The sequence below is a fragment of the Paenibacillus sp. NPDC101420 genome, from assembly GCF_050277435.1.
Lineage (GTDB): Bacteria > Bacillota > Bacilli > Paenibacillales > Paenibacillaceae > Paenibacillus_AQ.
Genome location: NZ_JBNNSE010000001.1, coordinates 1061520 through 1073560 on the forward strand (window position 1 = coordinate 1061520; position 12041 = coordinate 1073560).

Annotated in this window: 9 protein-coding genes; 2 read left to right on the forward strand and 7 right to left on the reverse strand. The window is 41.9% G+C overall.

Translation table 11 applies throughout. The features are described 5' to 3' along the window. Nucleotides 1–50: 50 nt before the first annotated feature. The 5 genes from ACQKMP_RS04935 to ACQKMP_RS04955 form a co-directional block, all read right to left on the reverse strand. Nucleotides 51–1988 carry an FAD-binding protein gene (locus ACQKMP_RS04935; RefSeq protein ID WP_339246727.1) on the reverse strand — a complete coding sequence of 646 codons (1938 nt, stop codon included), beginning with the start codon at nucleotides 1986–1988 and terminating at the stop codon, nucleotides 51–53. A 203-nt stretch (nucleotides 1989–2191) separates the two neighbouring features. Then, nucleotides 2192–3004, reverse strand: a complete 813-nt coding sequence (locus tag ACQKMP_RS04940; protein WP_379422276.1) for a MerR family transcriptional regulator — start codon at nucleotides 3002–3004, stop codon at nucleotides 2192–2194. A 113-nt stretch (nucleotides 3005–3117) separates the two neighbouring features. Further along, nucleotides 3118–4161 carry a YeiH family protein gene (locus ACQKMP_RS04945; RefSeq protein ID WP_042186676.1) on the reverse strand — a complete coding sequence of 348 codons (1044 nt, stop codon included), beginning with the start codon at nucleotides 4159–4161 and terminating at the stop codon, nucleotides 3118–3120. Nucleotides 4162–4385: 224 nt separating this feature from the next. After that, a complete protein-coding gene (locus tag ACQKMP_RS04950; protein ID WP_339246721.1) occupies nucleotides 4386–6365 on the reverse strand; it encodes an ATP-dependent DNA helicase in 1980 nt (659 codons plus the stop codon). A 92-nt stretch (nucleotides 6366–6457) separates the two neighbouring features. Further along, nucleotides 6458–7309 (reverse strand): aldo/keto reductase, encoded by an 852-nt coding sequence (locus tag ACQKMP_RS04955; protein WP_379422282.1) that lies wholly within the window; start codon nucleotides 7307–7309, stop codon nucleotides 6458–6460. A gap of 197 nt (nucleotides 7310–7506) precedes the next feature. Between ACQKMP_RS04955 and ACQKMP_RS04960 the strand changes: the two genes are divergently transcribed. Both ACQKMP_RS04960 and ACQKMP_RS04965 read left to right on the forward strand, forming a co-directional pair. Continuing rightward, on the forward strand, nucleotides 7507–8400 hold the full coding sequence (locus ACQKMP_RS04960; RefSeq protein ID WP_379422284.1) for an AraC family transcriptional regulator: 894 nt from the start codon (nucleotides 7507–7509) through the stop codon (nucleotides 8398–8400). A 400-nt stretch (nucleotides 8401–8800) separates the two neighbouring features. Then, entirely contained in the window at nucleotides 8801–9553 is a 753-nt protein-coding gene (locus ACQKMP_RS04965; protein ID WP_339246715.1) for an SDR family NAD(P)-dependent oxidoreductase, read from the forward strand. A 218-nt stretch (nucleotides 9554–9771) separates the two neighbouring features. Here the strand turns inward: ACQKMP_RS04965 and ACQKMP_RS04970 are convergent, their stop codons facing one another. Continuing rightward, the gene (locus tag ACQKMP_RS04970) at nucleotides 9772–11277 is read right to left on the reverse strand and encodes an alpha/beta hydrolase family protein (protein ID WP_379422287.1); all 1506 of its coding nucleotides are present in this window, start codon (nucleotides 11275–11277) and stop codon (nucleotides 9772–9774) included. A gap of 153 nt (nucleotides 11278–11430) precedes the next feature. After that, entirely contained in the window at nucleotides 11431–12033 is a 603-nt protein-coding gene (locus ACQKMP_RS04975; RefSeq protein ID WP_427468922.1) for a hypothetical protein, read from the reverse strand. Nucleotides 12034–12041 lie beyond the last annotated feature (8 nt).

Below are 12041 nucleotides of genomic sequence, written 5' to 3' on the forward strand. Positions count from 1 at the left end.
CTCCACCCTGCGTCTTTAAAAATCTTCAATTATTTTCCGGGAAATTGTCGTTAATTAGCTGTCAAAGCACTGTTTGCCGCGCTCTCCCCGCCAAGACGACCTGAGGTAAAGGAGTACCCAATACCAACGCCGTTTCCAACATAAGTATCGTTAAACAACACGCCTTCAGATTCAAGACCCACAGCAAACAATCCTTTCACTGGCGTCCGTTTATCATTCAGAACTTGGAACTTTGTATTTACTAGCAAGCCCCCAACAGAACCCAAGTTATTGATCTCAGCTATGATTGCATAATATGGACCTTCTTCACCCATAGGTTCTAAATACTCAGCAGCTTTACCAAATTCAGAGTCAACACCAGTTTTTGTCGCTTCTTTATAACTATTGTAATTTTCTACAAACACGTCAACATCCATTCCTGCATTCGTAGCTAATTCTTCAATCGTATTTCCTTTGAAGCCATCTCCGTTCTCCACCATCGAATCAAATACTTTCCCGACATTTGCCCAAGGGTTCTCAAGTGTAAATTGATCCGCAAATTCAGCATAGAATTCCGGTGGCATTCCTGGAAGACTTGGTGCATGAACACCGTTCATTCCTTTGGTCTGAAGTGCATCCAATTGGGATTTCGAGACAATAACCATATGATAGGGTCCATTAAATGCACTTGTATTCGCTGCTGCAACCGAAGTTAGAGTCGCTGCTTCATCTCTGAATCTTGCGCCAGAAGTACCTACATTCATGAAATTCGGAAGATAAGTCATCATTAGTGGATAACTTGCTTCAAAAGGCTCATATTGTGCTTTTAGACCTTGGGTTGCTCTAGCTAATGTTTGGTGAAGCATTTGTCCACCGAAGTTGTCCGGTACCTTGGCTCCAGCTTCCCATGCCATTTCGAGACCTTCCCCTACGTTTTGTCCTAATCCACCGTTAACCCCTTCGAAACCAAAAGCCTCTTTAACCATCTCTTTATTTGCAGCATAACCACCCGTTGCCATTATGACACTCTTCGCTGAGATTTCTAGCGTTGTACCGTCTGCTTTCTCAGCAACTACTCCCGTAACTTCTCCAGTTTCATTCGTAATCAACTTCTTGGCAGTCGTTTCTGTGATCACTTGTCCGCCATGTTGTTCAACCGATTCGGACAACATTTTCCGAAGGGTTTCTTCACGGGTTTCATAAGCCGGCAGCACATGTAGTTGTTCACCGAAGAAGTTCAGGAAGCTAGTTTTATATCCTTTTTCGGCTAACCAATCGTAAGTTTCACCGGATTTAGTAACATATTGTCTAATCGCTGCTGCATCCACTCTCCAGTGATTGTTGACAATCCAATCCGCAATTTCTTTTTCCACATTTACTTTTAGATTATTACTAGTAGCAGCAGAGGAGTTGTAGAACTTACCTGCCCAAGACAGATTACTTGCTCCCCCGATGACACCAGTTTTTTCTATAATAATAACCTTCGCACCTTTATCAGCTGCTGTAACCGCCGCAGATACACCGGATGCTCCAGCGCCCACTACAACAACGTCGGTTTCCAGTTTTTCTGTTTTCCCTTCACCGGCTTTTTTGACACCTCCAGCTTTGAGGACTTCTAGATTACCTCCACCTTTGGTTACGGCATCCTCTACAGCGGCAAGCATGGCTTCACTGGAAAGACTGGCACCACTAACAGCATCAACCACCAAGGTTTGTCCTTCTAGAATTTGTTCTTTCATTTTTTCAAGTGCGCTATCGCCTAGGCCCCCTGTTTCCGATTGGCTTACAATCTTAATATCTTTAATTTTATCGGGCTCATCCATAGTTACTTCTACCTTAATAATTCCCTCTTTACCTTCCGCTTCCCCAGTGAACGTACCCGCTTTAAAGGACGATGACGACGAATTAGCCGACTCCCCATTTCCCGTACATCCGCTCAGCATGGAAACGATCAGCACCATACAAAAAGATAACATGAGCATTTTCTTGACGAAATTTCTGTTACGCATTCTGTTCTCCCCCAGTGTCTAAAATCTTATAACCTGAAACCGATAACGTGATAATTTTCACAAACTTAATGATTAATCAACAACGCAATCTGACAGGCTATATACCGAAGTATAAACATTGGTGCAACACCAAGGTCAATGTCTACTTTTTGTCCAACTAGAAAAAAACACCCGCTCAAAGAGCAGATGTTTAATAAGAGAAGCTATCGGATTGGGATATTCACTTCCAAATAAGATCTATTCTGGCCTTCGATTTTCTCAGTAAGCAATAATTTCCCGACCACATCTCCCGCTATGGCATAATGATTAGCCTCGATATAGTCGATCATGAACTGCAGAGAGTTCTTCGTAATATATTTTTCATCCGGACATAATATGGTAGCTGAGATACAATGACTTGGGCTAATATACTCTGCATATTCTTCGCTATCCATTTCGAATTTTTGTGCTTCTTTTTCTAGTAAGGTAAGGCCCCAGCTGTAATCAAAATTATTGTTTTCGCTGACAAAGTTATCTGTATCTTCAATTCTAAAAGAATAAAATGCATAAGGAAGCAAATCCATCCAAGTGTTGACCAAACTTTTAACCATATCATTTTTTATTAATGCATTCTTATCCGTTTGCTTTAGTCTGTACATACCTGGCAGTTGTTTAAGTTTACACGTATATAAAGAGGACTCTAATCCCCTGAGTTCTTTATGAATTTCATTCATCTTATTAAGCAGCATCGTCTTCTGCTTGATCTCTTCTTCTAAATTCAACGCTGTTTCTTGCATCCTACCCATAACTTGTTCTAAGGAAGACTCCTTCATCAGGTTTGCCACTTCAGGCAATGGAATCCCTATACTTCTGTACCATCTACTCATTAGCAAATCTCTTGCATCTAAATCATTAAAATATCTGTAATTATTGCTGTTATCTTTAGTGGGTCTAACAATATCATGTTTCTCGTATAACCTCAGCGTATCCGCAGTCACACCGAGAATGGAAGCAAATTCCCCTATGCAATATTTCAACTGATGTCCCTCCATCCATATCATGCATACCCAGCCACATGAAATGATACACAGAAGGACCATTTTTAGATATGAAGTAGTTCATTTCTTACGATTCTAATGTATGCAAAAGATCACGCCAGACCAAACCAGTGAACTAATGTAAATCCAACTAAGGACAACAAGACCGAACCTATAAGCCCTGCTGCAAAAGACTTCATCCCCAGTCGTCTAAATGCCGCCAAGTCAACGTTTAAACCAAGTCCAGCCATCGCCATAGCGATTAGCATATAAGCTATCGTTACAATTCCATTTGCCACTGATGCTGATACGATCCCTAATGAATTCACACCACTGACGAGTAAGAAGCCTAGAATAAACCAAGGAATAGGAATGCTTTTCCATGAGGCTTTAGACTGTCCACCTTGCACTTTTCTTTCTGCACGATTGGTCCAAACCCCAATTAAGATAGCGACAGGAACGAGTAAGGCCACCCGAGTCAATTTGACGATAACCGCCATATCTACTGCTGCACTCCCACCTGCATCTGCTGCTGCAATGACGTGAGCAATTTCATGTAAGGTCGCTCCAGAGAAAACCCCATAGCCTAGATTCGATAAGCCTAGTAAAGGATACAAAAATGTGTATAGCAACGTGAATATTGTACCTAAAATTGCAACTATCGCTGCGCCAATCGCAGTTTCGTCGTCTTTGGCTTTGATTTGTGGAGCAATCGCCACCACCGCTGCCGCACCGCAGATCGCTGTTCCGCACGCTGTTAAAATACTGAGTCGCTTATCAACTTTGAACAGTCGGGCAAGTCCGTATACAACAGAGATCGTAAATACGATCACAATCACAGCCAGTAGAAATACCCGTGGACCTGCAGCAACAATATCCATTAAATTTAATCGCATACCGAGCAGGATAATCCCTAGACGTAGCAGCTTTTTGCTGGAAAAATCAGTGCCATGGGTGATCGTACCCGGCACTCCAACGGTTGCCCGCCAAATAATTCCGATTAAGATGGCAATGACCAATTGGCCCATAATAGAGAGAAATGGAAAGCCTGCTAAATATTTTGCGACTAATGCAATGATTAAGGTTAACCCAATACCAAGTGCAAAACCAACTTGTTTCTTATTGTTCGATTGGTATAATCCCTGTGAATCCCCCATGTCGTGTACACCCCTTGTATGAATCTCTAGATGACGGAGGTATGTATTTCCCTTCCCCCATGAATCAACAATAATACGCCATGGATCGAAAGTTAAATACCAATATACTATCCGTAAGATTAGTATTCCTTATGCTTGAATTCACGCAAAAAAAAGCTCCTTCGAGAAGCAGCATGCCAGAGCATCCACCTCACCAAAAGAGCGATTGTGTTCCTATATTATATTTACACTTCAAGCTTCTGAAGCTTAGTTCCCTTCGGTAGTACAGAAGTAATATACTCGTGAACGGGATGTTGTCCTTCAGCTTCCGCAAGTACCGTCACAATTCCTTGGTCCGTACCCGTTCTGATCAGACGTCCCATTCCTTGTTTAAGTCTTAGCAGCATGTAAGGCAAATCCACATCTTCAAAAGGATTGGAGGTCTCCGCACGTTTTGCCATAAATACAGGGTCGAGCGGAGGATAAGGTAGCGACCAAATGATCACATTAGATAGTGAAGGTCCTGGTATATCTAATCCTTCCCACAGCGTCACCGCACAAAGCACACTATGCTCATCCCGTTGAAAAGCTGAGATCAGATAGCTGATCTCCTGATCCCCTTCATAGAGGAAAGAATACTTGCTGGATTCTGCTCTCTGCGAGCTGAGCTGCTTGAACTGCAGAAGTTCTTCTCGAGTTCGGAATAGTAGCAGGGCTCTTCCTTCTGTCTGCTGGATAAGCTTTAGGGAGATTTCCATTTTCTCAGCAAAATCACCACTCCGAAGCTCTGGTACATAGACATTCATCTGGTGCTCATAATCATAAGGTGAGTCTACAGAAAAAGACAGGAAGTCGTGTATCCCAAGACTATCCTTCAAGTATTGAAATGATTTATCCACGGATAAAGTAGCCGAAGAGAATACAATTGGCATTTTTTGCGTGAATAAACTGTCTTGAAGTACTTCCTTAACATTACGCGGCATGACCGACAGCGTTAAGCCATCGCTATCTTCTGTCGCCCAGCAAATTAATGCACCTGAATCCTCAAACAATCTCAACGCGATCTCTATAGTCTCCAAACGTTCTTCCACAATCCGCAATTGATATTCATCAATCGTGTACAGTCCACTTTCGAATACTAATTCTTCTTCAATAGCGGCAATTACACTACGCATGCGATGCACCTCACGGATTAGCGATGCATTTAGCTCAATGCTTTTTCGATCCGATCCAGGAATGGTGCGGCATTGACGACGAATGTGTTTAAACATTTGCTCACTTTGCATAATCGCTTCATCGATAAGAACAGCAAGCGTTTCACGAATCTCATTCTGTAGCAGACGAGAGATTAGTTCTTCAAAGACAACATGCTTCATTTTATAGCCTAACGCCTTCATGGCAGCAGATTCTAACAAATGCCCTTCGTCAAAAACAACTGCACAATGCTCTGGAAGCAGAGGAATTTGACCCTCTCGTTTACGCGCTTCATAAGTCCAGACATGCTCCATGTAATAATCGTGGGAACAAATGATCAGGTCGCTTGATTTCCGGTAATGATCACGGGACAACGTTTGTCCACAGCGATGACGCATATCACAAGTAAAACAATCCTGAAACGTATCCCAGTTGATCTTATTCCATTGTTCATCATTCAGATCTGAATAATCCCTACGGTCGCCGTAGGCATGGAACTGCTGCATCGGTGCATGAGAATGTACAAAATCAGGTAAAGTACCATACAAACTCTCCAGCGGCAAGCTCCCATCATCATTGTTACGAGCATGGTCCAGCTTTTTCAGACACATATATTTATCTGGAGATTTCGCTAGTCTGGCATCAATATTCATATTCAGATGCTTCGCAAGCTTGGCAATATCACCCTCTGGCTTCACCAACTGCTCAATCAAGGACTCGTCCGCACAGGCGATAATCGCAGGTTTGCCCATATACCTTGCATAACAAATGCTATACAACAAATACACTAAAGTCTTACCCGTACCGACCCCTGCCTCAGCAAAAATCGTCTTCTTCTCAGCAAAAGCTCGCTCCACCTGAAACGCCATGTAAATCTGTTCATCACGAACTTCAAACCCTGCCTCAGGAAGAATTTCATAGAATACATCGCCGACCCATTCCCCTACTTGCTCCATAAAAGGTCTGGTCCGATCATATTCAAAAGGATACTGTGTCGCCAACAAACCTACCTCCAATATTTGATCAGGCATATCACGTTATGCCATGAAAAATAGAATCAACGGAAAAACTCTATTATCTCATAAGATTGGAGTAATTACAAAGTAGTTCATTCGAAAATATGTTAGATATCGAGTTTACGAGTACCAATCCATTTCACCATTTCAGGATCCCGATGTGAAAAGAACAAACTCTGATTCGTATCTAACTTAGCAATGGATGCCATATCCTCTTGGCTTAATTCAAAATCAAAGATATTGAAGTTTTCGATAATTCTTTCTTTACGAACTGACTTCGGAATCACAACGATTTCTCTTTGTGTGAGCCACCGTAAAATCACCTGAGCCACGGATTTATTATACTTTTCAGCTATGGATACCAGTAACTCATTCTGGAACAAATTATTTTTCCCTTCAGCAAAAGGCGCCCATGACTCGATTTGAACATTATTTTCTTTCATAAATTCCGCATTTTCGATTTGCTGGTTGAATGGATGCGTTTCAACCTGATTAACAGCTGGGACTACTTCATTTTGAAGAATTAAATCAATCAAACGATCCGGGTGAAAATTACTAACGCCGATCGCACGGATCTTGCCCTCACGATATAATTCCTCCATAGCTCGCCATGAGCCAAACACATCGCCAAATGGCTGATGAATTAAATACAAGTCCAAATAATCAAGCTGTAATCGGTTCAGTGATTTTTGAAATGCTTTCTTTGTGCGCTCATAACCCGTATCTTGAACCCAAAGCTTTGTAGTGATAAATAATTCCTCTCTTGCCACGCCACTCCGTTTAATAGCCCTGCCAACTGCTTCTTCATTTAGATAAGAGGCGGCAGTATCAATCAGGCGATAACCTGCCATAATAGCGTCATAAACGCTTTGCTCACATTCATTTGCATCTTGAATCTGATAAACACCAAAACCGAGTATAGGCATTTCAACATTATTGTTCAAAACTACTTTTTGCATAATATTACCCTCCAAGTTTTCAATGATTATGTGTAAATCCTCTTTCTGTTTGCATATCCTTATTATGTACCTGATGACAAAGTGACCGTTATCCCATTCTTGCCAAATGTTTGCCTAATCCTCTCACTAACACTTATGTAAGGGATGAATATAGACTATAATCAGACTATAAAGAGATAACGAAATGAGAGGATCAAATGCCTGAAATAATCACTAAACAGCAGAATGAACTCGTAAAAATCATTGACCATTTCACAGAAAAAGATGGTGTTCACCAAACTGCTATTCCCTCTTTATTTTTCATGCGTGACTCGAATGCGTCCATACCAAAGCATGGAGTTTACAAGCCTTCCTTATGTTTGGTGGTACAAGGGGCTAAGGAGGTATGGCTGGCACAGGAGCGTTTTAGATACACCCCCTCCGATTACCTCATTGCATCCGTTCACCTGCCAGTTACCGCCCAAGTCACTGAAGCCACTTCCGATGTTCCATACTTAGGGTTCAAGCTTGAATTTACACCAAGTCAAATTTTAGAGGTTTTACAGGAATCTGAAGTTCGAATTTACGCTAAAGAAAATCCTAAGCGAGCTATGTTTGTTAGCCAGATGGAGTCTTCCTTAATGGATGCGGTCCTACGGTTAGCTCGATTGTTAGATCAGCCTAAAGACATTCCAGTGTTAGCTCCATTATTTACAAAAGAGATTCTTTATCGGGTGCTACAAGGGCAAAATGGGATTGCATTGGAGCATATTGTAATGGAAGGAAGCTCAACTCATCTAATCAAAGATGTTATTGAACATATCATGAATAACTATGCTAGTTCTTTTAAGATTGAGGAGCTTGCCGAAATAGCGAATATGAGTGTTTCTTCGTTTCATCGGTACTTTAAAGAAGTAACTGCAATGAGCCCCATTCAGTTCCAAAAACATCTGAGACTTCAGGAAGCCCGCCGGTTATTACTAACCGAGTCAGCAGATGCCACCGATGTGGCATTTCGAGTAGGCTATGAAAGTCCTTCGCAATTTAGCCGTGAGTATTCCCGCATGTTTGGTTTTCCGCCTAAACAGGATGTAAAGCGTCTGAAGGCATAACACGTTTAGATAAAACCTAATCTTAAATAGTAACTGACCCAAATAAGGGTTAGCATAGCTAACTGTAAAAAACGATAACTTAGTAAGACTAGTAGGCAGCCGGTCATCACGACAGCCAGATGCCGCAAGCTTGCAGGTCGATCAATACCTCGTAGGGTGCCAATAACGGAACTTCCGTCGTTGCGACTCTGAAATTCTGCGGTCCAAAGACTCTAATTTGTTTCATATGCCCCTCCATTAAGTAGTTCAATTATTTTGTTAGTTTTATTATGTAATAACAACATTATAATAACTAACAATCTGCTATCAAATTTATTATTTACAGTGTAAAATAGGATATAATCTATCTTTATTCTGATAGCATTAGCAAATTAACTACTGATTACAAGGAGGGCTTATTATGGTAAACGTACAAGGACGATGGGCACTTATTACGGGGGCAAGCAGAGGCGTCGGTTATGAGACAGCGATTTTCATGGCCAAGCAAGGGTGTAACCTTATTCTACATAGTCGAAACTTAGAACATACCAAGAAAGTGAAGGAAGAGGTACAAGCGCTTGGTGTTGATGCATATTGCGTACAAGCCGAGCTTGCCAATCACGAAGAAGTAGTTGCCATGCTAGATGACATTGAAGCTAAAGAAATCCCTGTTGATATTATTTTCAACAATGCAGCCGTGCAAATCGCTTACAGAAGAGATTACTGGCAAACTCCTGTGGAAGACTTCGATATGAGCTTCCGAATTAATTTCATTTCCATTGCGACGATTTGCCACCGATTGATTCCTAAGATGATTGAACGGGGCTTCGGACGTGTCATCAATACAACAAGCGGAATTAAGAATGAACCAGAGCAGGCAGGATATGCAGCAAGCAAAGCAGCCCTTGATAAATTTACGAAGGATTTGGCATCGAGGCTGGAAGGCACCAACGTTATGATTAATATTACGGATCCAGGGTGGTGCAGAACCGATCTAGGAGGCCCGAACGCACCTGGAGCAGTGGAGAACGTTATTCCCGGAATCGCGGTAGGTGCTTTTGTGGATGACAAGAAGAGCGGACGATTCCTCCATGCGCAGAATTTTACTGGCATGACATTGGAGGAAGCCGTTGCCAAAGCGGAAACAATCGAAGCTAATCCCTATATTATATAATCTATGAATTCTAGAAGGCCAGTGAGCTCAAATAGAAGCCAAGAGCCATTTCAAAGATGAAATCATACGCTCAATTACGAGTATCCATTGATTATCCAAAAGATCTTGTATTCATTCTTCTTAGACAAAATAATAACTCCCCTTCAAGTAACGGTTATTAATTAAACCCCTGTCTACTTGAAGAGGAGCTTATCAAAATCGGTAGCCTGTTACGTAATTTATAATAGTGAGGTTACGAACTTTACCTCCGGAAAGCGACTATTCGGTCCTTTCATTAAGATTCCGCCTTGATTTTTCAGATACATATCGAAGAAATCCAGCATATAGGCATTGATAACGGAGTTTGCTCTTTCAGGAGCAATCTTTCCGGTAATGCCCAGTATTTTGAATATCGGAGTAATGAACTGTACGTCGGTAAAATTCAAATGCTCCGTATTTTCGATATAGAGGACTTGTCCCCCTACGTCGACTGTTTGGCGCATCCGTTCAAGCTCCAACTTTTTATCTTCCGTTACTTTATCCTCCCACTCTCTTGTTGAGCCCATACGGTTAAGCTCTGAATCCGTGTAGACCCGGTTATCCATCACCATTTTTAATTTTTCAAATTCGCTTTCCGAGTGGATGAACAAAAACGGCTTACGCAGACCCTCTCTGTCACGCAATCGATAAAGCCCTCCATCAAAGTCTATTCCAACCGCGATTCGCGGATCGTAAGAAGCGTCATAGGCCGTCGCTCCACCGATGGAATGACCGAACACACCGACATTACCGAGATCAACTCTCCCTTTTAGATGACTTGGAATCTTCCCCGATTGGATGAGCTCAAATTGGTCCAGCACAAACGCCACATCGTCGGTTAAAACTTTACCCAACTTGTCGCGATTACCTCTTTCCGTCTGGTAATCATGGTCAGGCGAGAATAAATCGTTGGTTGTGCTGGTCGTGATTCGACCGTCCGGAAACTCGGTTGCAAATGTATTATAGGTGTGGTCAATCACTGCCACGATATATCCGTGACTCGCGAGATATTCAGCTTGCGCCGTGTGGAGGAACCTGGAAGAGCCGAAGCCGGGATTCGCAAGGATCAGTGGGTATGAAATCTGTGCAGAAGAGACTTCAGCCCCCGAATAAGAATGACTGGATACGTACTTTAGGTGTTGTAAAGTAAACTGGGGAAGGCCATAGTTCGTGGCCATATAACGTAAAATCTGGGTATCTGGAATAAAGGGAGCGTACTTGCCAGTGCCATCTTGAGCCGGATACCATACCTGAACCATCAATTCTCTCTTGCCTGTCGCGGTTTTGCTAAATGTTTCCTCACGGTTTTGGTCTATGAAATGAAAGATTTGCGTGCCTACCTGCAACTCGCCGGTTGGCGCCGGAAAGTCGAATACAGGAAACACATATAGGAAGCACCCCGTTGCGATTAGCCCAAACACGATAAAAAGGCGGCCCAGCACCCTACGAATTCGCGAAGCAGTCCGAGCGACTTTCCGCGTTCTAAAAACGTCTATAAGCGAAAGCATAAGCATCAGGATTGTAAATCCGTATAAAAATACAAGCTGAACCCTGTATCCTTCGACAAGTAAATGTATCACTAAAAAAATGGAGCCTGCTCCGCTTGTCAGGAGCATAGCAGATCTTCGAATACGTTGATTTAAAATGAACAGGAGTCCAAAAAAACTAGCACTTGAAAAGAATAGCAGCATTTCAAAAAACCTCACGACCAACTCCCCCTTAAAATTAATCCTCTCAATGGATTAGTATAGAGGAGCTGTTAGGTTGATGCCATTGATCTAGATGACATTTCATTGATCTAGATGACAATTACCTAACACTTTTGTAAGGTTTCGTGAAAAAAATTACTGAACATGTATTTAAGATTTGATATCATTTTGACTTAAAAAATTCATAAAATCATTACTCAGCTGCACGATCTCATTGTTAGCATTATTCGCATAATCCGGCAGCATCATATCCCTAACCATTTTAGTTCGTAGCCATGTCATAAAGAAAAGATCCAACAATAAGTTTGGAAATTTAAGCACCTTTTTAAGCATTGGTGGGTCAATTGAAACACCTCCTTTTTGTATTGCCCTTAGATACGCTTCTAAAGTGACTGTTATTTTGCGTGCCGTCTTTCTGGTTCTGGCTGTTTCTTTGTCAATGATCTTATTCTCAGAATGCAAAATGCTCAACATGGCAATGTCTGATACGGAATGTGTGATTAGATACGACTGCATATCCTTTTTAATAACGTAGGGAAGCTTTGCTAATTTAAATAATTTTGCGAGGTTTTCTATGCGTTCTGTCACTACACCATTAATTTCTCCAAATGCAGTTGCCGCTATAATCTTTGGTAGAAATCGAGCATGCAATACTTCATCTTTAATCTGTCCACCGAAGCCAGGAAAAGCTGGTAAAAGTCTATCCCCTACGATATCCAGCCACGAAGAAAATCCAATTGAATTACTAGACATTGCGCTTG

What these genes read in the sequence shown, in the direction of transcription:
- ACQKMP_RS04935 (WP_339246727.1), bottom strand. Translation starts at nt 1,988, where the DNA reads ATGCGTAACAGAAATTTCGTCAAGAAAATGCTCATGTTATCTTTTTGT.
- ACQKMP_RS04945 (WP_042186676.1), bottom strand. Translation starts at nt 4,161, where the DNA reads ATGGGGGATTCACAGGGATTATACCAATCGAACAATAAGAAACAAGTT.
- ACQKMP_RS04950 (WP_339246721.1), bottom strand. Translation starts at nt 6,365, where the DNA reads ATGCCTGATCAAATATTGGAGGTAGGTTTGTTGGCGACACAGTATCCT.
- ACQKMP_RS04955 (WP_379422282.1), bottom strand. Translation starts at nt 7,309, where the DNA reads ATGCAAAAAGTAGTTTTGAACAATAATGTTGAAATGCCTATACTCGGT.
- ACQKMP_RS04960 (WP_379422284.1), top strand. Translation starts at nt 7,507, where the DNA reads ATGCCTGAAATAATCACTAAACAGCAGAATGAACTCGTAAAAATCATT.
- ACQKMP_RS04965 (WP_339246715.1), top strand. Translation starts at nt 8,801, where the DNA reads ATGGTAAACGTACAAGGACGATGGGCACTTATTACGGGGGCAAGCAGA.
- ACQKMP_RS04975 (WP_427468922.1), bottom strand. Translation starts at nt 12,033, where the DNA reads ATGTCTAGTAATTCAATTGGATTTTCTTCGTGGCTGGATATCGTAGGG.